Source organism: Acinetobacter sp. AOR41_HL, from assembly GCF_027854645.1.
GTDB classification, from domain to species: Bacteria; Pseudomonadota; Gammaproteobacteria; order Pseudomonadales; family Moraxellaceae; genus Acinetobacter; species Acinetobacter nosocomialis.
Genome location: NZ_JAKTHZ010000046.1, coordinates 1 through 24432 on the forward strand (window position 1 = coordinate 1; position 24432 = coordinate 24432).

Here is a 24432-nt window from a genome sequence, read left to right on the forward strand (position 1 = left end):
ATCATTAAGAGAATTGAAGAACAACTTGTGTGGATTTTTACTGATTGATTAATCGAAATAATTTTCATTGATTGATTGGTTTAAATTACTCGAAGTTTATTTGAGCGAAATTTAAGTCAGTAATTGATGAGCCAGAATTGGCACCTTGTCTATAAATAAGGTGCAAAATGATTTTAACTGAAGAGTTTGATCATGGCTCAGATTGAACGCTGGCGGCAGGCTTAACACATGCAAGTCGAGCGGGGGAAGGTAGCTTGCTACCGGACCTAGCGGCGGACGGGTGAGTAATGCTTAGGAATCTGCCTATTAGTGGGGGACAACATCTCGAAAGGGATGCTAATACCGCATACGTCCTACGGGAGAAAGCAGGGGATCTTCGGACCTTGCGCTAATAGATGAGCCTAAGTCGGATTAGCTAGTTGGTGGGGTAAAGGCCTACCAAGGCGACGATCTGTAGCGGGTCTGAGAGGATGATCCGCCACACTGGGACTGAGACACGGCCCAGACTCCTACGGGAGGCAGCAGTGGGGAATATTGGACAATGGGCGCAAGCCTGATCCAGCCATGCCGCGTGTGTGAAGAAGGCCTTATGGTTGTAAAGCACTTTAAGCGAGGAGGAGGCTACTTTAGATAATACCTAGAGATAGTGGACGTTACTCGCAGAATAAGCACCGGCTAACTCTGTGCCAGCAGCCGCGGTAATACAGAGGGTGCAAGCGTTAATCGGATTTACTGGGCGTAAAGCGCGCGTAGGCGGCTAATTAAGTCAAATGTGAAATCCCCGAGCTTAACTTGGGAATTGCATTCGATACTGGTTAGCTAGAGTGTGGGAGAGGATGGTAGAATTCCAGGTGTAGCGGTGAAATGCGTAGAGATCTGGAGGAATACCGATGGCGAAGGCAGCCATCTGGCCTAACACTGACGCTGAGGTGCGAAAGCATGGGGAGCAAACAGGATTAGATACCCTGGTAGTCCATGCCGTAAACGATGTCTACTAGCCGTTGGGGCCTTTGAGGCTTTAGTGGCGCAGCTAACGCGATAAGTAGACCGCCTGGGGAGTACGGTCGCAAGACTAAAACTCAAATGAATTGACGGGGGCCCGCACAAGCGGTGGAGCATGTGGTTTAATTCGATGCAACGCGAAGAACCTTACCTGGCCTTGACATAGTAAGAACTTTCCAGAGATGGATTGGTGCCTTCGGGAACTTACATACAGGTGCTGCATGGCTGTCGTCAGCTCGTGTCGTGAGATGTTGGGTTAAGTCCCGCAACGAGCGCAACCCTTTTCCTTATTTGCCAGCGAGTAATGTCGGGAACTTTAAGGATACTGCCAGTGACAAACTGGAGGAAGGCGGGGACGACGTCAAGTCATCATGGCCCTTACGGCCAGGGCTACACACGTGCTACAATGGTCGGTACAAAGGGTTGCTACACAGCGATGTGATGCTAATCTCAAAAAGCCGATCGTAGTCCGGATTGGAGTCTGCAACTCGACTCCATGAAGTCGGAATCGCTAGTAATCGCGGATCAGAATGCCGCGGTGAATACGTTCCCGGGCCTTGTACACACCGCCCGTCACACCATGGGAGTTTGTTGCACCAGAAGTAGCTAGCCTAACTGCAAAGAGGGCGGTTACCACGGTGTGGCCGATGACTGGGGTGAAGTCGTAACAAGGTAGCCGTAGGGGAACCTGCGGCTGGATCACCTCCTTAACGAAAGATTGACGATTGGTAAGAATCCACAACAAGTTGTTCTTCATAGATGTATCTGAGGGTCTGTAGCTCAGTTGGTTAGAGCACACGCTTGATAAGCGTGGGGTCACAAGTTCAAGTCTTGTCAGACCCACCATGACTTTGACTGGTTAAAGTTATAGATAAAAGATACATGACTGATGATGTAAGCTGGGGACTTAGCTTAGTTGGTAGAGCGCCTGCTTTGCACGCAGGAGGTCAGGAGTTCGACTCTCCTAGTCTCCACCAGAACTTAAGATAAGTTCGGATTACAGAAATTAGTAAATAGAGATTTCGGTCTTGGTTTATTAACTTCTGTGATTTAAGTATCACGGTATTAAGCATGACCTGACGAAGGCATGTTTATTCATTAACAGATTGGCAAAATTGAGTCTGAAATAAATTGTTCACTCAAGAGTTTAGATTAAGCAATTAATCTGAATGAATTGAGAACTAGCAAATTAACTGAATCAAGCGTTTTGGTATATGAATTTAGATTGAAGCTGTACAGTGTTTAAATACACAGTACTCTAAACTGAAATGTTGAAGTTACTAACTTGTAGGTAACGTCGACTGTTTGGGGTTGTATAGTCAAGTAATTAAGTGCATGTGGTGGATGCCTTGGCAGTCAGAGGCGATGAAAGACGTGATAGCCTGCGAAAAGCTCCGGGGAGGCGGCAAATATCCTTTGATCCGGAGATGTCTGAATGGGGGAACCCACCTACTTTAAGGTAGGTATTGCAACATGAATACATAGTGTTGCAAGGCGAACGAGGGGAAGTGAAACATCTCAGTACCCTTAGGAAAAGAAATCAATTGAGATTCCCTCAGTAGCGGCGAGCGAACGGGGATCAGCCCATTAAGTTATGTGTGTTTTAGTGGAACGCTCTGGGAAGTGCGAACGTAGAGGGTGATATTCCCGTACACGAAAGGGCACACATAATGATGACGAGTAGGGCGAGGCACGTGAAACCTTGTCTGAATATGGGGGGACCATCCTCCAAGGCTAAATACTCCTGACTGACCGATAGTGAACCAGTACCGTGAGGGAAAGGCGAAAAGAACCCCTGTGAGGGGAGTGAAATAGATCCTGAAACCGCATGCATACAAGCAGTGGGAGCACCTTCGTGGTGTGACTGCGTACCTTTTGTATAATGGGTCAGCGACTTATATTCAGTAGCGAGGTTAACCGTATAGGGGAGCCGTAGAGAAATCGAGTCTTAATAGGGCGTTTAGTTGCTGGGTATAGACCCGAAACCAGGCGATCTATCCATGAGCAGGTTGAAGGTTGGGTAACACTAACTGGAGGACCGAACCCACTGTCGTTGAAAAGCCAGGGGATGACTTGTGGATAGGGGTGAAAGGCTAATCAAGCCTGGTGATAGCTGGTTCTCCCCGAAAGCTATTTAGGTAGCGCCTCGGACGAATACCATAGGGGGTAGAGCACTGTTTCGGCTAGGGGGTCATCCCGACTTACCAAACCGATGCAAACTCCGAATACCTATGAGTACTATCCGGGAGACAGACTGCGGGTGCTAACGTCCGTAGTCAAGAGGAAAACAATCCAGACCGCCAGCTAAGGCCCCAAAATCATAGTTAAGTGGGAAACGATGTGGGAAGGCATAGACAGCTAGGAGGTTGGCTTAGAAGCAGCCACCCTTTAAAGAAAGCGTAATAGCTCACTAGTCGAGTCGGCCTGCGCGGAAGATGTAACGGGGCTAAAACTATGTGCCGAAGCTGCGGATTTGACATTAGTCAAGTGGTAGGGGAGCGTTCTGTAAGCCGATGAAGGTGTATTGAGAAGTATGCTGGAGGTATCAGAAGTGCGAATGCTGACGTGAGTAACGACAAAACGGGTGAAAAACCCGTTCGCCGAAAGACCAAGGGTTCCAGTCCAACGTTAATCGGGGCTGGGTGAGTCGACCCCTAAGGCGAGGCCGAAAGGCGTAGTCGATGGGAAATTGGTTAATATTCCAATACTTCTGTGTAATGCGATGAGAGGACGGAGAAGGTTAAGTCAGCCTGGCGTTGGTTGTCCAGGTGGAAGGATGTAGGTATGTATCTTAGGCAAATCCGGGGTACTCTATACTGAGATCCGATAGCAAGCTGTACTTGTACAGCGAAGTGGCTGATACCATGCTTCCAGGAAAAGTCTCTAAGCTTCAGTTACACAGGAATCGTACCCGAAACCGACACAGGTGGTCAGGTCGAGTAGACCAAGGCGCTTGAGAGAACTCTGCTGAAGGAACTAGGCAAAATGGTACCGTAACTTCGGGAGAAGGTACGCTGTTGTTGGTGATGGAACTTGCTTCCTGAGCTGATGACAGCCGCAGAAACCAGGCCGCTGCAACTGTTTATTAAAAACATAGCACTCTGCAAACACGAAAGTGGACGTATAGGGTGTGATGCCTGCCCGGTGCTGGAAGGTTAATTGATGGGGTTAGCGTAAGCGAAGCTCTTGATCGAAGCCCCAGTAAACGGCGGCCGTAACTATAACGGTCCTAAGGTAGCGAAATTCCTTGTCGGGTAAGTTCCGACCTGCACGAATGGCATAATGATGGCGGCGCTGTCTCCAGCAGAGGCTCAGTGAAATCGAAATCGCTGTGAAGATGCAGTGTACCCGCGGCTAGACGGAAAGACCCCGTGAACCTTTACTGCAGCTTGACACTGAACTTTGACCTTACTTGTGTAGGATAGGTGGGAGGCTTTGAAGTTGGAACGCTAGTTCCAATGGAGCCGTCCTTGAAATACCACCCTGGTAATGTTGAGGTTCTAACTCTGTCCCGTTATCCGGGACGAGGACCGTGTCTGGTGGGTAGTTTGACTGGGGCGGTCTCCTCCTAAAGAGTAACGGAGGAGTACGAAGGTGCGCTCAGCGTGGTCGGAAATCACGCGTAGAGTATAAAGGCAAAAGCGCGCTTAACTGCGAGACCCACAAGTCGAGCAGGTACGAAAGTAGGTCTTAGTGATCCGGTGGTTCTGTATGGAAGGGCCATCGCTCAACGGATAAAAGGTACTCTGGGGATAACAGGCTGATACCGCCCAAGAGTTCATATCGACGGCGGTGTTTGGCACCTCGATGTCGGCTCATCTCATCCTGGGGCTGAAGCAGGTCCCAAGGGTATGGCTGTTCGCCATTTAAAGAGGTACGCGAGCTGGGTTTAGAACGTCGTGAGACAGTTCGGTCCCTATCTACCGTGGGCGCTGGAAATTTGAGAGGATCTGCTCCTAGTACGAGAGGACCAGAGTGGACGAACCTCTGGTGTACCGGTTGTGACGCCAGTCGCATCGCCGGGTAGCTATGTTCGGAAGGGATAACCGCTGAAAGCATCTAAGCGGGAAGCCTACCTCAAGATAAGATTTCCCTAGGAATTTATTCCTCTAAAGAGCCGTTCGAGACTAGGACGTTGATAGGTTGGATGTGGAAGCATAGTGATATGTGAAGCTGACCAATACTAATTGCTCGTGAGGCTTGACTATACAACACCCAAGCAGTTGTATATAAAGCATCAATCGATTCATAAATCTACAAAGCAACTTGATTTAGTTATTCCACTAGATAAAATGAACACAATCAGATTCAATCAGCCCAGTCTGTAAAGATTTGGAAAACGCTTCGGCAGTCAATAAGACCAAAGCAAGTATCCATAAACAGTTGTGCTGGCGACCATAGCAAGAGTGAACCACCTGATCCCTTCCCGAACTCAGAAGTGAAACCTCTTAGCGCTGATGGTAGTGTGGGGTTACCCATGTGAGAGTAAGTCATCGCCAGCTCATTATTCTAAACACCCCAATCTCAAAAGAGGTCGGGGTGTTTTTTTATGGGCGAAGAAATAAAGTGAAAACACATAACTAAAAATCAGATTTATACAGTTACTCTATTTTAGAGATATAGGGTCTTAGTTCAATGTAATAAAAAAACGTTTCATAATATTCCAATCTTTGCTTAATCTATAAATAGTTAAATTTGAGTTTTCATCTATGCTGTTCAAAATTATCGCAGCCCAAGATCTAGATAAAAATCAACGCCATCAAATTGCTGAATTATGTTTTGCTGCTTTTGATGAAGATCCTTGGAGCCAATATGCTTTCATGCAAAAAGCATTTCATGTCGTGGGTATATTAGATGATCAAATTGTTTCACATGCCTTATGGACGGATAGAGTTTTTACTATAAATGGTAGCTCCAATGTAAAAACTGCTTATGTAGAGTATGTGACTACTGATTACACGATGAGAGGTAAGGGGCTTGCATCACAATTACTAAAATATTTAGTTGAAGCATTAACTGATTTGGAATATGAACTTGCTGCATTACAACCAGAAGATGAAGCGTTTTATAAAAAATTAGGTTGGACTACTTGGTGGGGAGATTTGTACATCAAACAAGATACATCTACTTATCTGACTGATGACTATGAAATTATGCTATATCCTTTGAGTATCTCTATGAAAGATCTACTATTGCATCGCTCACAGGGCGATAGTATTTGCGCAGAATGGCGAGAGGGTGAGGTTTGGTAGTTAGAATGGTCTAATAATTTTATTATTTTTTTCTAAGTCTAATTTAGATGTAGCTGTCATTTTTTTATATTACTTAACTTTTTCTACTTTTCTGTTTATTAGACAAGCCTATAATGATTCAGAATCATTCCAAATCTAATAAGGATATAACATGTCTACCGACCAGCAATTTCCAACTCCCAACAATTTAGGTATCGCGGTATATTCCAATAATGCCGAAGCTATTGGTAATACACCTTTAGTACGTATTAACCGTTTGATTAAACCGGGCGCAACCGTATTAGCAAAAGTGGAAAGCCGTAACCCTGCATTTTCTGTGAAATGCCGCATCGGAGCGGCACTTATTGCAGATGCAGAGAAACGTGGTGTATTAAAAGAAGGTATGCACATTGTTGAGCCAACCAGTGGTAATACTGGTATTGCATTGGCGTTTGTTGCTGCGGCAAAAGGATATCCAATAACTTTAACTATGCCTGCAAGTATGAGCCTTGAGCGTAGAAAAGTATTAAAAGCTTTAGGTGCTAATTTGGTATTAACTGAACCCGCAAAAGGAATGAAAGGTGCAGTTGATGAGGCTATACGATTAGCAACTGAACAGCCAGATCTTTATTTCTTGCCACAACAATTTGAAAACCCAGCGAATCCACAAATTCATGTAGACACAACTGGTCCTGAAATTTGGCAAGCTACAGGTGGGCAGGTCGATATTTTAGTTGCGGGCGTTGGTACTGGCGGTACGATTACAGGTATTTCTCGTTACTTTGAACAGGTTCAAAATAAACCTTTGTATTCAGTAGCAGTTGAACCTGCTGAGTCTCCAATTATTACTCAAACCAAAAATGGTGAAAACATTACACCTGCACCACATAAAATTCAGGGAATTGGTGCGAACTTTATTCCAAAGAATCTTGATTTGGACCTTGTGGATGAAGTCTTACCAGTGAGTAGCGAAGAAGCAATTCAATGGGCGAGAAACTGTGCAACCCAAGAAGGTATTTTAGTGGGTATTTCAAGTGGCGCTGCCCTGGCTGCTGCTGCAAAAATTGCAGAACGTCCTGAAAATGCTGGTAAAACTATTGTTGTTATTCTGCCAGACAGTGGGGAGCGTTATTTGTCTTCTGTCTTATTTGAAGGTTTATTTGACGAATAAAATTAATCGCATAAAAAAGCCCATCCATTGATGGGCTTTTATTTAAGCTTATTTATAAGGCACTTTTTAAGTTTTTTTGATGGTGCTTAATAGATCGAGCATATTTTTTCGCTTTGTGGCGGGTCCAGAAGCTTCGCTCATATCCTGTTGGCCCAACATTATAATAGGCCGTGGCTTTGAACCAGCTATCTGCGGTTTGATAGTAATGATTTAAAATATAAGCACCACATTGGATATTTGTAGATTCATCATATAAATTACCAGCACAAGTTTGTTGCCAATAGCTTGGAATAATTTGAGTTAAACCAACAGCCCCAGTCGGAGAGCGGGCATTACTATTATAGTTCGACTCTTGTCTGATAACTGCCGCGAGTAAAAGAGGAGGAACATTATATTTGTCAGCACTTTGAATAATCATTGGAGATAATCGATTGGCTGTACTCGGCGGAACGGAATAAGCTTTTTGTAAGCCTGACGATAACTTATTAGAACGCCAAGAAAATGAGCCACTATTGGGGCCTAAGCTTGTACATCCTGTCATTATGATCATCAAGAAAATTATGAAAAATTTGAGACTAAGGATGTGTAATTGTGATGGTTCAAAACGATTTTGGGTTAAAGATGGGGTAAGCAAAATACAAAACCAATAATGAAGTTTCAAATAAAGTGATGGTATTTAGCCGTACTTATCGGATCAATATTAGTTCTGTTGCTCAGCACATCTAAAAAGTAAGAATTTTGTATAATTGAAATGAAAAAACCCCGACATCCTGTCGAGGTTCCTTCGTATTCAGCTTTATGTAGCTAACTCCTGTCAACTACCGCTTCCTGCGTTCTTATTCTTCTTCAATGAGACATCCTATCTCTCTATGATTCATATATTATGAAATAATACTAAAGCTGAATATCCGCAAATCACCGCAAGTTTTGTAAGTTTTAACTTACAGACGTACTTTTTTAACTTTCTTAAATACAAGGTCAACGAGTTTCTGGGCTACAGGAGCACAAATCAATACACTCGGAAAAGCCAGTATCCATGCAATAATCCAAGCTGATATCCACAATGAAACGAAGTAATGATTTAGTCCTACTACTTTAAAAGTTGAAATACCTGAAACGATAAAAGACATCATTCCCGATAAAATTAAGAGGAATAAAAGTTTCTGTGCTTTCATGGGTTTATAGTCCTTGATAAGCATTCAAGGTTAATGCAAAATTTTCTCCAAATTGTTGAGCAGTTTTAATATCTCCTTCATCAAACCTATCGGCATTACTGCCGTGTTCAGCCTGAGCCATTAAGCCTGACCATGAACCGAGACGGTTAGCTGCTAGAGCATAAGGAATACCTTGATGTTGCTCGGGCATAATTGGGTTGCCGACCCAGAGCATGCCGTGTTGCATACAAAAGGTAAAAAGTGAAATTAGTGTCGATTGTTTATCACCCGCGGGAAGAGAAGAAACGGTAAATCCAGCTGCTAATTTTCCTTTAAAATTCTGCTTTTTCCATAATGGCCCCGTTGCATCCATGAGTTGTTTTAATTTGGAAGATACGCCACCTAAATAAGTAGGAGATCCCCAAATTAAGCCATCATATTGGTTAAGAATTTCTGGGTTCTCGATAAGATCTTCGGCATTGAGTAAATCTACTTCAATATCTTGATGGCTTAAAATACCAGTTTGAATTTGCTGAGCGATAAATTGGGTATGTCCTTGGCGACTATAGTAAATAATAGCAACAGTTTTCATGGATAATTTCCTTTTTATTTAAATTTGAAATAGTTTTGCGGTGAGATATAAACCACAGCCAAAAAAGCTATGATTCAGTAAACTTTTTAGACAGTTCAGAAAAGGGTGCGGGGTTTTTGACGAAGCAAAACCACTACCCATGGCCGGTTGCATAATAAAAAAGGGAATTAGAACAGTGACTACACCAAATATTAGTGCTGAGTAAAACTGAGGATGAATGAGCCAATCTGAGCCGACAATGACAAGAAAGCTCAATGCAAAGATAATCCCAACACTATAATGAGTAATCCAGCCCAATAAATATTCACCCTGAATTTGAGGGCTTTGAGCGATAGATTGATGGATGAGTTTTCCTTGAAATATCCAACCTACCCAGCGTCCGAGAAAGGAAAAATTTAAAGTCGGGATCTTAAATATTTTTAGTATTAACAGCCATATATCCATAATAACTGTTGCACCAACACCAAGACATAAAGCTTGAAAGAATAATGTGGAGGTATTCATTTTTACACCTTGCTTTTATACGTATGAAACGTGATAAATTTATTGTGCAAGTTCAAGTTCACTTTAAGTCAAGAGGATGTTATGGATATTGGTGAAGTTTCTAAGAAGGCAAAAGTCACAACAGCTACGCTACGTTTTTATGAAGAGAAGGGGTTAATTAAGTCAATTGGGAGGCAAGGTTTACGTCGGCAGTATGGTAAGCAGGTACTTGATCAACTGGCACTTATTGCTTTAGGACGTGCTGCGGGATTTTCTTTAAATGAGATCGCTACTATGTTTGGACAAGATGGTAAGCCTGATCTTGATCGTCAGAAACTAAAAAATAAAGCTGAACAACTAGAGCAAATGGCAAAGCGATTACATTTTATTAGTCAAGGATTACAACATGCAGCTGTCTGTCCAGCCGAAAATCATATGGAATGCCCAACCTTTCAGAACTTTTTGAAAGCAGCAATTGCTGGAGAATATCAGCCAACAAAACTTTAATTCGTTATAGTGAAGACATTTAATTTATGTTTGTATTGAGCAGTGGGCTTGTCATATTTTCGCCATAAAGATTTCATCTTTTTGAAGCAAAAACTTCATATAAGCTTGATTAAATTTGCTTAATTTTTTACCAAATGTATAAAATCATGAGCAAAAAAACTTTAGTCGCATTATTATGCTGTGCCAGTTTAGGATTGACGGCATGTAATGATGATAACGATCAAGAACAAACTTCACCTGCAGAAAACGTTACCGAACCAACTTTAATTTCTTTTGCCAAATTGCCTGTAGAAACCTATGCTGCTGGCCCAGACTCTGGTGCATATGTAAAAGGTGCAAATGGAATTTATCCGCCATTTAAAGGCCAGCCTGTACAAGGTTTTTCGGCTGCATTAAAAAATGAAGATGGTAGCTATATGGCAATGGCTGATAATGGTTTTGGTACCCAAGATAATTCTTCTGACTTTTTGCTTCGTATTTATAAATTAAAACCTGATTTTAAAACTAAAGCCAAAGGTACAGGGCAAGTTACTGTACAAAGCTTTATTCAATTGCGTGATCCAAACAAGTTAATTCCTTTTAATATCGTAAATGGTAACACGCCTGAGCGTTTATTAACGGGTGCTGATTTTGACCCAGAGTCAATGCAACGGACTAGCGATGGTACTTACTGGATTGGGGATGAGTTTGGCCCTTATTTACTTCATTTTTCAGCGGATGGTGTGTTATTAGATGCCCCAATTCCTTTACCAAATCCGTTAAATCCGACTCAAGAATTACGTTCACCACAAAATCAGTTTAATAAAGCACAAATTAATTTTGTAGAGCCTTTGGTTCAGCAAAGTGGTGGTTTTGAAGGAATGGCAATTTCACCAGATGGACAGTATCTTTACCCGCTTATAGAAAAGCCAATTAAATCAATTCGGGAAACGGAAAGACAATTACTGATTTCTCAATTCGATATTAAGAAAAAAGCCTATACAGGAAAATATTATTGGTTCCAGCTAGATAGTAAGGCAACCAACATTGGAGATTTCCAACTCTTTAATGATAAAGAAGGCATTATTATTGAGCGTGATGCAACTCAGAATAATTTAGGCGGATATAAAAAATTAATTCGTATTAAATTGAATGAGTCAGGCCAGCTAGTAAGCCGTGAAGATTTAGTCGATTTAATTAAAATTGCTAACCCGAATATGTTGTATGGCACAGCAAGAGCAGGGGATATTGGTACGGGACAAGTTTTTGCTTTCCCGTTTGAAACCATTGAAGATGTGATTATTGAAAATGGCACAACGCTTACAGTACTAAATGACAATAACTTCCCAGGGTCGACTGGGCGTAACGCAAAACTGGCTGATGATAATGAGATTATTCAAATTCGTTTGCCAAAAGCTTTGTTCTAATGCCTATAAATAAATTGTGTTAAGACTACGGCGGATTTTATTCCGCCGTATTTATTCCGAGAATAAAATATTGGATAAACTTTAATCAAATTAATTTCTATATTATTGTTTTCGTATGTTTTATAAACAAGGAAAATGAATGAAATTCATGTTAAAATGATCGGCTTTCATCTTTAGATGTCTCTCCTTCATCTGCTAGCCGAGATTCGCAAGCCATGTCTACCGCTTATACCATGCAAACTGCGCCAAAAGCGCTGTTTGATTACGACAAATATTGGGCGTCGTGTTTTGAACCAGCGCCATTTTTGCCGATGTCACGAGAAGAAATGGACCAACTCGGCTGGGATGCGTGTGACTTTATTTTAGTCTGTGGTGATGCTTATATTGACCACCCATCATTTGTGTCGGGTGTGATTGGGCGTGTACTTGAAGCACAAGGTTTCCGCGTCGGAATTATTGCGCAGCCCGACTGGACCAACGTTGAAAGCTTCCGCGTTTTAGGTAAGCCAACGATTGCTTGGGGTGTAACCGCAGGTAATATGGATTCGATGATTAACCGTTATACGGCAGATCGTAAAATCCGTTCGGATGATGCCTATTCCCCAAATAATGAACCGAACAAACGTCCTGACCGTGCTGCAACAGTATATTGCCAACGTTGTCGTGAAGCTTTCCCAGAGGTACCAGTATTATTAGGTGGGATTGAGGGCAGTTTACGTCGTATCGCGCACTATGATTATTGGTCAGATAAAGTGCGTCGTTCAATTTTAATGGACTCAAAAGCCGATATGCTGATGTATGGTAATGGTGAGCGTGCCATTATTGACGTAATGCACCGTTTGGCTAAAGGCGAAAAAATCCACGAGATTACTGATGTTCGTGGGACAGCATTTATTATTAATAAAAATAACAGAGCATCTAAAGCAAAATTTGTTGAAATTGCCAGTAATGACGTAGATACGATTGGGCGTGTTGATCCAATTATTAACCCTTATGTCATGACTGAAGATATTGATGGCTGTGAGGTTGAGAAAGAAAAAGGTAACTCTTTAGCTCAATATCAAAATTTCCAAAAAGAGATTGTTGCAAATCCGATTGTACGTGAAGGCGATAAACTAGATGACGACACTCAAATTGTTCAACTAAAGCCTGCGCAATCAAAAGCAATTAAACACAAATTACCACCACGAGAGTTAGCGGTCATTCGTTTACCTTCTTTTGAAGAAGTGGCAAATGATCAAGTGCTTTACGCGCATGCAAACCGTATTTTGCACCTTGAAACTAATCCCGGTAATGCCCGTGCATTGGTGCAACGCCATGGTGAACGTGATGTATGGATTAACCCACCTCCAATTCCTCTAACGACTGAGGAAATGGATTATGTGTTTGATTTACCTTATGCACGGTTGCCACATCCTACTTATGGTGATGCTCGTTTTCCTGCATTTGATATGATTAAATTCTCGGTCAACATTATGCGTGGCTGTTTTGGTGGTTGTACGTTCTGTTCAATTACAGAACATGAAGGTCGTATTATTCAAAATCGTTCGGAAGATTCAATCTTACGTGAGATTGAAAAAATCCGTGATACGGCACCAAATTTCACCGGCATTATTTCAGACTTAGGTGGTCCAACAGCAAACATGTACCGTTTGCACTGTAAAGACCCAGAAATTGAGAAGAACTGTCGTAAACCTTCTTGTGTTTATCCGGGCGTTTGTCAAAACTTGCATACCGATCATGCACCATTAGTGCAGCTTTACCGTAAAGCGCGCGCAATTAAAGGTGTGAAGAAGATTCTGATTGGTTCAGGTTTACGTTATGACCTTGCAGTATTGAACCCTGAATATGTCAAAGAGCTGGTGCAACACCACGTGGGTGGTTATTTAAAAATTGCTCCTGAACATACTGAGCAAGGCCCGCTATCTAAGATGATGAAACCGGGTATTGGTACGTATGATCGTTTTAAGCAAATGTTTGACCGTTTCAGTAAAGAAGCAGGAAAAGAGCAATATCTAATTCCTTACTTTATTGCTGCGCATCCGGGTACTTCAGACTATGACATGATGCACCTTGCTATTTGGTTGAAAAAGAATGGTTTCCGTGCCGATCAGGTACAGACTTTCTATCCTTCACCAATGGCAACTGCAACAACGATGTATTATTCGGGTAAAAACCCGCTTGCTAAAGTCGCTCGCTATACTGAAAAAGTTGATATTGTAAAAGGTGAAAAACGTCGTCGTTTGCATAAAGCATTCTTACGTTACCATGATCCAAATAACTGGCCATTACTTCGTGAAGCCTTAAAAGAAATGGGCCGTGCCGATTTAATTGGTAATTCAAAGCAGCATTTAATTCCGACTTATCAGCCAAAAGGTACTGAAGGGGAATATAAATCTGCCCGTAAGAAAAATTCGTCTACAGCAGGTGACTCAGTTAAACGAAATAACCAGCAAACGAATAATCATTCAAATCACAAGCGTCCACAAAAAGGTCAGGTACTTACTCAACATACGGGTTTACCTCCTCGTGAAACAGGTGAGAAGAGACCATTTGGTGGCAAAAGTAAACCAAAATCCAAAGCTCGTGGATAATGATAAAAAAGGCTCTTAAACAGAGCCTTTTTTATTTTTGAAGAGGGGATTTAAATCGTATAGTGAGATTTTTGAGAATTTTTAACCTAAAAAATGTAATCAAAAATGATAAATTCTGAAAATCTGACGAACTGCACTTGATTGTTGCTGACTCTATGATTATAAATAATGTGAGGGTGGCTAAATTTAAGCCAAGCTTGATAACTACAAGTGAAATTACTAAGTGAACCTTTTAAAAAACGGCTATGTCGTTATCAATTAAAACAAAGCGTGATCTAGCAAAATCATTATAAAAAACTTAAAGGATTGGACCCATGTACTATTTAATTACGATCTTATTACTCTTTTTGACTGTCGTGATGGCAGTGAAAAGTCTCTCAAGAAAGCACCAGCAAGACAGTGCTTTAAAGCGTCGCGCTGTGTTAAGTAGTCATGAACAAATGACACTAACCCGCTTACAAACAGTATTGCCTAAATTTACTGTATTAGCTCATGTTTCATTTGATGCCTTATTAACGACTAAATATGCTCATACTCGCCGCAAATATCAGAATATGACGGCTGACTTTGTTGTACTTGATCAAAATTATCAGGTTTTTGTGGTGGTTATGCTTGAGGAAAATGGGCTACGTCGAGCACATCAGCAATATGAGCGCCGTTTATTACAACTTGCAGGGTATCGTGTACTTCGTTATAGCAGTGTGCCTGATTATCATGACTTAAGAAGAGATTTATTAACTCCTGAATCGGAGATGGCAACTTTACCTGCCACACCTCAGTTAGAGAGAATTTCAAATGCTTTCGTGAAGTCTTAAAAGTTATAACTAGATGTTATAGCAATTTAATTTTAGGGCTCATTAAAGAAGATTTGAATAAAATGCTGAAATTAAAATTTCTAAAAACATAAAAAACTGAGCACTATCTTAATCAATATTGCTCAGTTTTTTTATTAATTAAAATCAAAGAGAATTAAGGAAGTACTGCAACGACAGTCATTTCTACCAGTACATCAGGTGCATAAAGTTTAGACTCCACACAAGTACGAGCAGGCGGATGCTCTTTGCTAATCCATGCATCCCATACAGCATTCATAGCCGCATAATCCGTTTCAATATCTTTTAGAAAAATCATGACAGAAAGAATATGACTCTTGTCCGTACCAGCTTCAGCAAGTAATCGATCAATATTGTCTAAAGTTTGTTGCGTCTGCGCCGTAATGTCCACGCTGGTATCATCAGCGAGCTGTCCTGCTAAATGAACCAAATTACCCGAAATCGCCACTTCACAATATCTTGAAGTCACGTGTAAGCGTTTTACCGTCATAAAAATGCTCTAAAGTTTCTTTATGGAATAGTTCGATTTTATGAAGAGTTAGTAGGCAGGTGCAAGCAAGTGCAAAAGAATTTGGGTAGATTATTGTTGTGATTTATAAGAATGGGCAAGCTCCATGTACTTTAAGTGCCCTGTAATATTCGGATTTGGTCGTCGCGCCAATCACAGGACGATATGCCAAAAATAAAGGTTGTTTTTGACATGTTGCAAATACATGGGTAATGAATATGCGCTGATTAGATTACTTCAAACTTTGAGCAAAAGGGAATAGATTTTGTTTAAAAGTTGTTCTTTTGTATAAAAAAACAACACTTACCATAATGACAACTGAAAGTCGTCAGCTTTGGTCTGTAATTGATAAACTCCAATACCAATCAGCCGAAATTGGAAGTTTTCGGGAATATGCATCTCATTTAAAAGTAAGAATAAAACTTGAATCAGGTCTTGTTGAGAATGAATTGGGTTCTTAAAACTTTTACTGTGTTGCAAAGTCTGGAAATTCTTAAGTTTGAGCTTAATATTTACACCACGAGCATTAAGTTGCTTTTTCTCTAAACTTTGCCAGACTTTTTCGGCTAGGCCATGCCAGTAGGGTTGGCACTGGGCTAAAGTAAAGTCACTATCAAATGTGGTTTCTTTTGAAATTTGCTGACGAGCACGTTCAGCTTGAACAGGGCGGTTGTCGATGCCTTGGGCATATAAATAAAGCTGTTGCCCATATTTACCAAAGTGGTGAACCAAAACAGCTTCTTCAATTTTTTGTAAGTCACCCAGCGTATGTAACTCAAGCTGTTGGAGTTTTTCTTGGGTAACTTTACCGACCCCCGGAATTTTCTTTAAGGGCAAGTCCTGAATAAAACTGGCTACTTGAGACGGTTTTATAACAAACAGGCCATTCGGTTTATTCCAGTCGGACGCAACTTTTGCCAAGAATTTATTAGGCGCTACACCAGCCGAAGCTGTTAGTCCTGTTAGCCTGAAAATATCTTCTCGTATATGCATGGCCACTTCGGTCGCACTCGCGATTTGTTTTAAATTTTCAGTAACATCGAGGTAGGCTTCATCTAAAGATAAAGGTTCAATAAGAGTGGTGTATTGTTGAAAGATACTATGAATTTGAGCCGAGATAGCACGATATTTTTCAAAATTAGGTTCAATAATAACAACTTGAGGACATAGTTTTCTTGCTTGGCTCATAGACATAGCAGAGCGTAAACCGAACTCACGAGCAGGGTAAGAAGCTGCCGCAATAACAGCGCGCGGATGATGTGAAGATATAACGACGGGCAGATGCTTTAGATCAGGACGTTCTCGCAATTCGACCGATGCATAAAAGGCATCCATATCGATATGAATGATTTTGCGCATATTATTGTGCTTTCACGATGCCTTGCTGCTGTAAAAATTGGTGCCATTCTTTGACTGAACCCTCATAAACATTTAAGTCTACTGGCTTGGTCATACCTTCAATTTTACCTTGATTACTATGTTGCCAAAAGAGCCATTTTCTTTTGTCTTTAAGCTCAGGTTTTCCTTCGTAATCTCTGACCCACAGAGGTGTATTAGGGAAACTACCTATTAATACAATGTGGTAAAAAGTTTTGGAAATATAAAAGATAGGCTGTTTACCATAATGCTGTTTTAAGCGGTCATGCATGATGCCTATTTCTTTAAGTAGTTGTTCTTTGGTGTGCGCATTAATACAGTTGCCATCATATTCCAAATCAATAACAGGGGGAAGGGCATCGGTCTTGTTGGGCACAGTGGCAATAAAATTTTCAGCTTGTGTTTTACCATCACGGCATAAACGATAAAAATGATAAGCCCCGACATGAAATCCATGTTCGCGTGCTTTTAGCCAGTTTTCTTGAAATTTTGGGTCTTTATAATCACCACCTTCAGTTGCTTTTAAATAAACAAATTGGAATTTTTTTGGGGATATTTTTTTCCAGTTGATATCGTCTTGATGATGAGAAATATCAAAGCCTTGAACAGGGTAATCTTGAGCGATTGCTTTTTGTTGGTAGAACAGACCGAAGTAAGTCAGAACCCCCATAACACAAGCTAAAACAATCCCAATTAGGGTATTGTAGCGTGGTGCAGAAAAGGTTTTTGCCAGCTTGGTCATGCAAAACTCAGTATTGATATGAAGCCCACATCATAGCGTGATTTAAGAAATATAAACCATGCTAAAAATGCAACTGCTTACACAGGTGTATTTTTTGGAATTTGCCAAAAGATAAGCGCAGTAATGACATTAATACACCCTAAACAAATAAGAGTGACATGGAACGCTGTTGTTACATGGGCTGTACCATAGTAATTGGTAAATACATTGATGAGTGTACCTGCTAGCGCAACACCAATACTCATTGAAAGCATCATAATCATTGATAAGAAACTATTCCCACTACTCGCATCTTGCTGAGGCAAATCTTTTAAGGTGAGCGTATTCATTCCTACGAATTGTAATGAGTTTAATGTACCAAATAAGAAGAAGTGTAAAGCTCTAAACCAAGTTGGGGTATCGACAGTCATAATGGCAAAAGACGCAATACATAGTCCCACTAAAGTTGTGTTAATTAACAGAAAGCGACGATAACCCAGTTTCTGAATGATCGGTCTAACAATCGGCTTGGAGAAAAGCGAGCCTAACACTAGCGGAATCATCATTAATCCCGCAATGAATGGCTCAAAACCAAAAGCGACCTGTAGCATGAGTGGTAAAACAAAAGGTAGGGCATTACCACCAAAGCGGGCGAAGAAATTGCCTAAAATACCAATCGCATAAATTTTATTTCTAAAGAGACGGCTACGGAATAATGCATTTTGATGTGTATGTGAATGATAGGCATACCAAAGCGTTGCGATTACTCCCACCACTAACAGTGAAATACTGAACCATTTGGAGTATTCAGGCGAGGCAATATGTTCAATACCTAAAGACCAGCCAATCATTGCAACGACTAAGAGCACAAAACCAATAAGATCAAAGGATTTTACCGTAGGTTCTTTTACATTTGGCATGACTTTTAATGTCATTAATATACCGAGTATACCCATTGGAATATTAATAAGAAAAATCCAGTGCCATGTTGCAACTTCAACGAGCCAGCCCCCGAGTGTGGGACCAGCCAAAGGACCAAGTAAACCTGCCAGACTCATAAGACTCATGGCAGCTAGGAACTGAGTTCGGGGAATAATTTTTAAAAGTGATAAACGACCAACGGGGAGTAATAATGCGCCCCCTACGCCCTGAATGACACGGAAAAATAAAAGTTCATTAAGGCTTTGAGAAAGACCACAACCTAAAGATGCAAGCGTAAAAATAACAATTGCTGATAAAAACGTATTTCTAACACCAAAGCGGTCTGCCAACCATCCACTTAAAGGAATACAGGCCGCCACAGATAAAACATAAGCTACCACCACGCTATGCATACGTAATGGATCTTCATTTAAATGATGTGCCATTGCAGGAATGGCTGTATTTACAATTGTTGTATCTAATGCCTGCATAAAAAAGCCAATGGAAACCAAAAGAACCAATAGGCGATATTCAGGTTGCAAAGCTTGATGAGTCGGCGTGGCATTCATAACATTTGAAAATTAACGTTTTCGCTTAGTGTAAAACAAATTGAAAGTAAAAAGAGTAAGGCAATGTTGAGTACCCCTTTACTAAATCTAATTGCTTTTGAAGACAACGGTGAAAATAGTTAAAACAAAAAAAGCGGAAGAACCGCTTTTTTATTGAGATAAGAGAGTTTACACAACAAATCTTTTTGGCATTTTTAAATTTTTAATGACGTTATAAATTTGATCGATTTCTTCACATACAATTAATTTAGCTCGATGCTGAAGAGGGAGGAAGCCTTCTTGTACAGCATGGTCTAACTGAGCAATTAATGCATTATAAAAACCATTTACGTTATATAAAATCATAGGTTTTTGATGCTGATTGAGTTGACCCCACGTCGCAATTTCCAAAATTTCTTCGAATGTTCCCAAACCACCAGGTAGTGCGATAAAAGCACTCGCACGTTCTGCCATCATGGCTTTACGTTCATGCATGGTTTCGACCACATGCAGTTCGGTCAATCCAGCATGAGCCACTTCATAATCAAGCATAAATTCAGGAATGACACCTACAGCTTCTCCACCATGCGCAAGTACGCTTTCTGCAACTTGTCCCATTAGACCAATGCTGGCACCGCCGTAGACCAAACCAAAACCTTGTTCAGCAATTCCGCTGGCTAATTCAATTGCCTTTTCGCGATAAATCGGGTTATTTCCTACTCGTGAGCCACAATATAATGCAATAAGAGGTTGTGTTGTTTTTACAGATGTTATTGGTGAATCATTTACTGCCATTGTTAATACGCTATTCATTGCTTTATTTTCACCTTATCACGTTCATATTTCTTGTCTACACTAAGCAAAAAATATGACAACTTTATAAGCAGTTTTATAGGAAAGATTCATGTTTTGTATGGGTTTGGTGAATACATATAATGATCAAATAAAAATGATGAATTTATGTTAAATCTTGCCTATACTGAAAATTCGTTTAACAACATATGAACAAATATGGGTAGTGGTTGTAGTCGCTCCGTTTTAATTTCTTGTCCTAAAAAAACATTATTCCCCCTTTGTCTAGGCACGCCTGTTGCGTTGCCCAATAAAGATAAAATCCACCCAGCACAGGAGCAGGATCAATGATCTTTGAATGGATGTCTGATCCGTCTGCTTGGGTAGGCTTAGCTACATTAATTGTTCTTGAAATCGTACTAGGGATCGATAACCTCGTCTTTATTGCTATTTTGGCTGAAAAGTTACCGCCAGAACAACGTACTAAGGCACGTATAGTGGGTTTAATACTCGCTTTGGGAATGCGTCTTATTCTGTTAGCTTCAATTGCTTGGGTTGTGACACTCACCCAACCACTTTTCCATATTTTTGACCATCCATTCTCTGGCCGTGATTTGATCTTGTTATTCGGTGGTGTGTTCTTGTTATTTAAAGGCACCATGGAATTGCATGAGCGCATGGAAGGTAAACAGCTCCATAAAGAAGATAATCCAGTTCATGCTGCGTTCTGGATGGTGATTGTCCAGATTGTAGTGCTTGATGCCGTATTCTCACTAGACAGCGTAATTACTGCTGTAGGTATGGTCAAAGAGCTTTCAATCATGATGGTTGCTGTTGTGATTGCTGTGGGTATTATGCTGTGGGCTTCAAGACCACTCATGGACTTTGTAAATAAGCACCCAACAGTCGTTATTCTGTGTCTTGGCTTCTTAATGATGATTGGTTTCTCGTTGGTGGTGGAAGGTTTTGGTTTCCATATTCCGAAGGGTTACTTATATGCTGCGATTGGTTTCTCGATTTTAGTCGAAATGATCAACCAAACCATGCGTCGCAATCAAGAAAAGCTAGTGACGACTACAGATTTACGTTATCGCACAGCTTCTGCGGTTTTACGTATGTTAGGCAGTAAAAATAGCGGTTCTACTTCAGACGCTCAAACGGCTGATAAAGAAGATGTATTGGCTACTCAAGCTTTTGCCGATGAAGTCTTTGATGAAGAAAATGGTGCTTACCATAGTGTGCTTGTACAAGGCGTACTTGGGTTATCTGAACGTCCAGTAAAGTCGGTGATGACTCCACGACCTGAGCTTGAATGGATTGACTTAGATGATGAACCAGAAGTTTTGAAAGAACGTTTAATGTCGATGACACATTCACGTTTAATTGTTGCTCGTGGTGAACTTGATAATATTGAAGGTATCGCGCTTACGCATAAAGTTCTAAATGGCTTCATTGAAACAGGCGTTGTTGATTTTCAAAAGTACTTACGTGAGCCAGTCATTGTGCATGAAAATGCTCAAGTGCTTATGGTGATGGAACAATTACGTCAGGCTCCTTTGCAAATGGCGATTGTTCTAAATGAATATGGTTCAATTGAAGGTATTGCGACACCAATTGATATTTTAGAAGCAATTGCGGGTGAGTTCCCTGATGAAGATGAACTAGATGCAGCAGCTGAAAGCTTAGAAGATGGTTCGTTAATACTTGAAGGTTCAACCGATATTCGCCATGTATCGCTTTTACTCGGTCGTGATTTGGTAGATGAAAGTGAACAGTACTCTACTTTATCGGGTTATTTGTTATTCCATTTAGGTCGCTTACCTGAAAATGGTGAGACTGTTGAAGCGGATGGTTATCGCTTTGAAGTTGTAACCATGGAAGGCCACAAGATCGAGAAAGTTCATATTGTTTCTATCGAACAAGATGAAACGAAAGATTAAATTGCGTTCCAAATTTAGAAACATCATAAAATAGCTCAACTTTGAGCTATTTTTTATTTGAGAAGTATCGAATGACCCAACAATCTTGTCCATGTGGAAAAGGTAGCTATTCAGAATGTTGTGAGCCTTTACATTTAGGCACAGCAAAAGCACTTACCGCAGAGCAGCTTATGCGTTCACGCTATAGCGCTTTTGCATTGCAACAAATCGATTATATTGTGCAAACGACGGCTTTAGGTCAGCAAGCTGTTCTTGATAAAGAGGGGATTGCCGAATGGAGTAAACAAAATCAATGGCTCGGTTTAGAAGTCATACAGGCCAAAGAAAAATTAGACAAAACTCATGCACAGGTCGAGTTTAAGGCTCATTATCACGATGGAAAAAGTGCTCAAATCCATCATGAAGTTTCACATTTTGTATATCACCAGCAGCAATGGTTTTTCCTTGATCCAACGGTCGATATGCAGGTCACCATGAAACAACCGTGTATCTGTGGTTCAGGAAAAAAATTTAAGCAATGCTGTGCACAATTCCTATAACTTTATCTTAAAATACGCCCACCGTTTGGCCTGAAGGAAAGGGCAATGTTACTCACCGTTATTTATATTATTGCGATTACTGCCGAAGCCATGACTGGTGCATTGTCTGCTGGACGACGGAGTATGGACTGGTTCGGTGTTGTACTGATTGCCTGTGTGACGGCCTTGGGTGGTGGTTCTGTACGTGATGTACTCCTTGGACACTATCCTTTAACGTGGGTAAAACATCCTGAGTATTTAGTTTTAACGTGTTGTGCTGCATTTGTTACTATCGTTATTGCCAAATGGATGCGCCATTTACATAACATTTTCTTGGTACTCGATGCTTTAGGTTTGATTGGATTTACCATTATTGGTTGCCAGATTGCCTTACAAATGGGACATGGCTTTGTCGTGTCGGCTGTAGCAGGCGTTTTAACGGGAGTTTCAGGTGGTATTTTACGTGACATCTTATGTAACGATGTCCCGTTTGTTTTCCGCCGTGAGCTCTATGCAAGTATTTCTTTTGTTGCCGTTATTTGCTATTGGGTCTGTCTAGACTTAGGTTTAAGTCTAGAACTTACTGTTATTTCAACCTTGGTATTTGGTTTTACGCTTCGTTTAATTGCCATTTATTTTGGTTTGGAAATGCCTAAATTTATTTATAAAGATGATGATGCAGAGTCGGCTTCTTCAACCGACGAACATTAATCATGCAGAACTTCATGTGGGCATGATATAACAATTCTATATATGGTCTTGTCCACTTATTCTTTCCAGTAGAGTTGTTCCTATGGATCTGGTTTCACGTATACAAAATCTTCCAATTGGCAAATTTCACTACACGCTTTTATGGGTAGTGGGCTTAGGTTGGATGTTTGATGCGATGGATACCGGTATTATCGCTTTTATTATGACGACCCTTGTTAAAGACTGGTCATTAACGCCAGTTGAAAGTGGCTGGATTGTCAGTATTGGCTTTGTGGGAATGGCCATAGGTGCAGTTTGTTCTGGTGCCTTGGCAGATCGTTTTGGCCGAAAAACTGTATTTGCGATGACTATGGCCATCTATAGTATTGCGACTGCCTTATGTGCTTTTGCTCCAGATCTGAAGTGGCTATTAATTTTTCGTTTCATTGTGGGACTAGGGCTAGGTGGACAGTTACCTGTAGCAGTTACATTGGTCAGTGAATATGTTCCTGCTCATGTTCGTGGACGGTTTATTGTTCTGCTTGAAAGCTTTTGGGGATTAGGCTGGCTAGTCGCAGCACTTATTTCTTATTTTATTATTCCTAAATTTGGCTGGCATATTGCCTTTCTTGTGGGCGGTCTTCCACTTATTTATATTTTAGTGATTTGGAAAAAAGTCCCTGAGTCGATACCGTATTTGATTAACCGTGGTCGTATTGAAGAAGCGCATGCACTTGTACAAAAACTAGAAGCTAAAGCAGGTGTGCAAATTGTTCACCATATTGAAGTCGTGCCTGTGGCGATGCGACAAAAAGTTTCATTTAAACAGCTCTGGAGTGGCCAATTTGCTCGCAGAAGTCTAATGCTCTGGCTGATCTGGTTTGGTATTGTTTATTCCTATTACGGTATCTTCACGTGGTTACCGAGTTTATTGGTGAAACAAGGTTACGACATTGTCAAATCATTTGAATATGTATTGCTTATGATTTTGGCGCAGTTACCGGGCTACTTGGCGGCCGCGTGGTTTGTCGAGCGTTTAGGTCGAAAAATCACACTTGCGGCATTTATCGGTTTTTGTGCTTTGTCGGCATATTTCTTTGGACAAGCCGACACTGTAAATAGCATTATGTTTTGGGGCTGTCTCATGTCATTCTTTAATTTGGGTGCATGGGGAGTGTTATATACCTACACACCAGAACAATATCCAGCCAACATTCGGGCCTTTGGTTCGGGGTGGGCATCGGCAATGGGGCGTATTGGTGGCATTGTCGCGCCAATGGTCGTGACACATATGATGGTCGCCAAAAACGGGTTTAATCACGTTTTTATGATGTTTACTGTTGTTTTACTTGCTGTGGCCTTAGTTATTTTGGTATTAGGTGAAGAGACTCAAGGTAAAAGGTTAGAGTCGATCGGGCTATAGTTTTTGCCTAACTTTATAGCA

Annotated in this window: 19 protein-coding genes, 2 tRNA genes and 3 rRNA genes; 15 read left to right on the plus strand and 9 right to left on the minus strand. The window is 41.0% G+C overall.

Annotated elements, in window-relative coordinates; translation table 11 throughout:
- Positions 1-174: 174 nt before the first annotated feature.
- From MKL35_RS17120 to cysK, 7 genes are all read left to right on the plus strand, one after another.
- Positions 175-1712 (plus strand): 16S ribosomal RNA (locus tag MKL35_RS17120).
- Between the two features lie 59 nt (positions 1713-1771).
- Positions 1772-1848 (plus strand) — tRNA-Ile (locus tag MKL35_RS17125).
- Positions 1849-1903: 55 nt separating this feature from the next.
- Positions 1904-1979, plus strand: a tRNA-Ala gene (locus MKL35_RS17130).
- A gap of 340 nt (positions 1980-2319) precedes the next feature.
- Positions 2320-5210, plus strand: a 23S ribosomal RNA gene (locus MKL35_RS17135).
- A 179-nt stretch (positions 5211-5389) separates the two neighbouring features.
- Positions 5390-5504: ribosomal RNA gene (rrf, locus tag MKL35_RS17140) — 5S ribosomal RNA — on the plus strand.
- The 16S, 23S and 5S rRNA genes sit together here with 2 tRNA genes alongside, the layout of an rRNA operon.
- Before the next feature lie 207 nt (positions 5505-5711).
- On the plus strand, positions 5712-6254 hold the full coding sequence (locus MKL35_RS17145; protein ID WP_032011661.1) for a GNAT family N-acetyltransferase: 543 nt from the start codon (positions 5712-5714) through the stop codon (positions 6252-6254).
- Positions 6255-6405: 151 nt separating this feature from the next.
- Positions 6406-7404 carry a cysteine synthase A gene (cysK, locus tag MKL35_RS17150; protein ID WP_022575117.1) on the plus strand — a complete coding sequence of 333 codons (999 nt, stop codon included), beginning with the start codon at positions 6406-6408 and terminating at the stop codon, positions 7402-7404.
- A gap of 52 nt (positions 7405-7456) precedes the next feature.
- On the opposite strand, the gene MKL35_RS17155 is transcribed toward cysK, so the two are convergent.
- From MKL35_RS17155 to MKL35_RS17170, 4 genes are all read right to left on the minus strand, one after another.
- Complete coding sequence (locus tag MKL35_RS17155; protein WP_079744838.1) at positions 7457-8065, minus strand: lytic transglycosylase domain-containing protein; 609 nt, start codon at positions 8063-8065, stop codon at positions 7457-7459.
- Between the two features lie 280 nt (positions 8066-8345).
- On the minus strand, positions 8346-8579 hold the full coding sequence (locus tag MKL35_RS17160) for a DUF2798 domain-containing protein (RefSeq protein WP_032011660.1): 234 nt from the start codon (positions 8577-8579) through the stop codon (positions 8346-8348).
- Positions 8580-8583: 4 nt separating this feature from the next.
- Positions 8584-9150, minus strand: coding sequence for a flavodoxin family protein (locus tag MKL35_RS17165; protein ID WP_032011659.1), 567 nt, complete (start codon positions 9148-9150; stop codon positions 8584-8586).
- Positions 9151-9168: 18 nt separating this feature from the next.
- Positions 9169-9654: a DUF2938 domain-containing protein gene (locus MKL35_RS17170; protein ID WP_009505553.1), complete on the minus strand. Its 486-nt coding sequence runs from the start codon at positions 9652-9654 to the stop codon at positions 9169-9171.
- An 81-nt stretch (positions 9655-9735) separates the two neighbouring features.
- Here MKL35_RS17170 and MKL35_RS17175 point away from each other — a divergent pair, with 81 nt between their 5' ends.
- From MKL35_RS17175 to MKL35_RS17190, 4 genes are all read left to right on the plus strand, one after another.
- On the plus strand, positions 9736-10140 hold the full coding sequence (locus MKL35_RS17175) for a helix-turn-helix domain-containing protein (RefSeq protein ID WP_002048943.1): 405 nt from the start codon (positions 9736-9738) through the stop codon (positions 10138-10140).
- A 146-nt stretch (positions 10141-10286) separates the two neighbouring features.
- Positions 10287-11546, plus strand: a complete 1260-nt coding sequence (locus MKL35_RS17180; protein ID WP_009505540.1) for an esterase-like activity of phytase family protein — start codon at positions 10287-10289, stop codon at positions 11544-11546.
- 215 nt (positions 11547-11761) lie between these two features.
- A complete protein-coding gene (locus MKL35_RS17185; RefSeq protein WP_031952150.1) occupies positions 11762-14140 on the plus strand; it encodes a YgiQ family radical SAM protein in 2379 nt (792 codons plus the stop codon).
- Between the two features lie 314 nt (positions 14141-14454).
- Positions 14455-14955: a DUF2726 domain-containing protein gene (locus MKL35_RS17190; protein WP_002048972.1), complete on the plus strand. Its 501-nt coding sequence runs from the start codon at positions 14455-14457 to the stop codon at positions 14953-14955.
- A gap of 154 nt (positions 14956-15109) precedes the next feature.
- Here the strand turns inward: MKL35_RS17190 and MKL35_RS17195 are convergent, their stop codons facing one another.
- The 5 genes from MKL35_RS17195 to MKL35_RS17215 all read right to left on the minus strand — a co-directional run bounded on the left by MKL35_RS17195 (position 15110) and on the right by MKL35_RS17215 (position 19861).
- Complete coding sequence (locus MKL35_RS17195) at positions 15110-15463, minus strand: RidA family protein (protein WP_004711002.1); 354 nt, start codon at positions 15461-15463, stop codon at positions 15110-15112.
- A 321-nt stretch (positions 15464-15784) separates the two neighbouring features.
- Complete coding sequence (gene dinB / locus MKL35_RS17200) at positions 15785-16840, minus strand: DNA polymerase IV (protein ID WP_032011658.1); 1056 nt, start codon at positions 16838-16840, stop codon at positions 15785-15787.
- Position 16841: 1 nt separating this feature from the next.
- Positions 16842-17600 (minus strand): glycoside hydrolase family 25 protein, encoded by a 759-nt coding sequence (locus MKL35_RS17205; RefSeq protein ID WP_032011657.1) that lies wholly within the window; start codon positions 17598-17600, stop codon positions 16842-16844.
- Positions 17601-17677: 77 nt separating this feature from the next.
- Positions 17678-19069 carry a multidrug transporter subunit MdtD gene (mdtD, locus tag MKL35_RS17210; RefSeq protein ID WP_006581192.1) on the minus strand — a complete coding sequence of 464 codons (1392 nt, stop codon included), beginning with the start codon at positions 19067-19069 and terminating at the stop codon, positions 17678-17680.
- Positions 19070-19237: 168 nt separating this feature from the next.
- Positions 19238-19861: a TIGR00730 family Rossman fold protein gene (locus MKL35_RS17215; protein ID WP_032011656.1), complete on the minus strand. Its 624-nt coding sequence runs from the start codon at positions 19859-19861 to the stop codon at positions 19238-19240.
- Between the two features lie 326 nt (positions 19862-20187).
- Between MKL35_RS17215 and MKL35_RS17220 the strand changes: the two genes are divergently transcribed.
- From MKL35_RS17220 to niaP, 4 genes are all read left to right on the plus strand, one after another.
- A complete protein-coding gene (locus tag MKL35_RS17220) occupies positions 20188-21780 on the plus strand; it encodes a TerC family protein (protein ID WP_031956152.1) in 1593 nt (530 codons plus the stop codon).
- Between the two features lie 71 nt (positions 21781-21851).
- Positions 21852-22319: a YchJ family protein gene (locus MKL35_RS17225; RefSeq protein WP_032011655.1), complete on the plus strand. Its 468-nt coding sequence runs from the start codon at positions 21852-21854 to the stop codon at positions 22317-22319.
- Positions 22320-22364: 45 nt separating this feature from the next.
- The gene (locus MKL35_RS17230) at positions 22365-23009 is read left to right on the plus strand and encodes a trimeric intracellular cation channel family protein (protein WP_000927792.1); all 645 of its coding nucleotides are present in this window, start codon (positions 22365-22367) and stop codon (positions 23007-23009) included.
- Positions 23010-23091: 82 nt separating this feature from the next.
- Positions 23092-24411, plus strand: coding sequence for a niacin transporter NiaP (niaP, locus tag MKL35_RS17235; protein ID WP_032011654.1), 1320 nt, complete (start codon positions 23092-23094; stop codon positions 24409-24411).
- The last annotated feature ends 21 nt before the right edge of the window (positions 24412-24432 follow it).

What these genes read in the sequence shown, in the direction of transcription:
- mdtD (WP_006581192.1), bottom strand. Translation starts at nt 19,069, where the DNA reads ATGAATGCCACGCCGACTCATCAAGCTTTGCAACCTGAATATCGCCTA.
- MKL35_RS17190 (WP_002048972.1), top strand. Translation starts at nt 14,455, where the DNA reads ATGTACTATTTAATTACGATCTTATTACTCTTTTTGACTGTCGTGATG.
- MKL35_RS17230 (WP_000927792.1), top strand. Translation starts at nt 22,365, where the DNA reads ATGTTACTCACCGTTATTTATATTATTGCGATTACTGCCGAAGCCATG.
- MKL35_RS17175 (WP_002048943.1), top strand. Translation starts at nt 9,736, where the DNA reads ATGGATATTGGTGAAGTTTCTAAGAAGGCAAAAGTCACAACAGCTACG.
- MKL35_RS17205 (WP_032011657.1), bottom strand. Translation starts at nt 17,600, where the DNA reads ATGACCAAGCTGGCAAAAACCTTTTCTGCACCACGCTACAATACCCTA.
- MKL35_RS17225 (WP_032011655.1), top strand. Translation starts at nt 21,852, where the DNA reads ATGACCCAACAATCTTGTCCATGTGGAAAAGGTAGCTATTCAGAATGT.
- MKL35_RS17145 (WP_032011661.1), top strand. Translation starts at nt 5,712, where the DNA reads ATGCTGTTCAAAATTATCGCAGCCCAAGATCTAGATAAAAATCAACGC.
- niaP (WP_032011654.1), top strand. Translation starts at nt 23,092, where the DNA reads ATGGATCTGGTTTCACGTATACAAAATCTTCCAATTGGCAAATTTCAC.
- MKL35_RS17170 (WP_009505553.1), bottom strand. Translation starts at nt 9,654, where the DNA reads ATGAATACCTCCACATTATTCTTTCAAGCTTTATGTCTTGGTGTTGGT.
- MKL35_RS17195 (WP_004711002.1), bottom strand. Translation starts at nt 15,463, where the DNA reads ATGACGGTAAAACGCTTACACGTGACTTCAAGATATTGTGAAGTGGCG.
- MKL35_RS17215 (WP_032011656.1), bottom strand. Translation starts at nt 19,861, where the DNA reads ATGAATAGCGTATTAACAATGGCAGTAAATGATTCACCAATAACATCT.
- MKL35_RS17220 (WP_031956152.1), top strand. Translation starts at nt 20,188, where the DNA reads ATGATCTTTGAATGGATGTCTGATCCGTCTGCTTGGGTAGGCTTAGCT.
- cysK (WP_022575117.1), top strand. Translation starts at nt 6,406, where the DNA reads ATGTCTACCGACCAGCAATTTCCAACTCCCAACAATTTAGGTATCGCG.
- MKL35_RS17165 (WP_032011659.1), bottom strand. Translation starts at nt 9,150, where the DNA reads ATGAAAACTGTTGCTATTATTTACTATAGTCGCCAAGGACATACCCAA.
- dinB (WP_032011658.1), bottom strand. Translation starts at nt 16,840, where the DNA reads ATGCGCAAAATCATTCATATCGATATGGATGCCTTTTATGCATCGGTC.
- MKL35_RS17160 (WP_032011660.1), bottom strand. Translation starts at nt 8,579, where the DNA reads ATGAAAGCACAGAAACTTTTATTCCTCTTAATTTTATCGGGAATGATG.
- MKL35_RS17180 (WP_009505540.1), top strand. Translation starts at nt 10,287, where the DNA reads ATGAGCAAAAAAACTTTAGTCGCATTATTATGCTGTGCCAGTTTAGGA.
- MKL35_RS17185 (WP_031952150.1), top strand. Translation starts at nt 11,762, where the DNA reads ATGTCTACCGCTTATACCATGCAAACTGCGCCAAAAGCGCTGTTTGAT.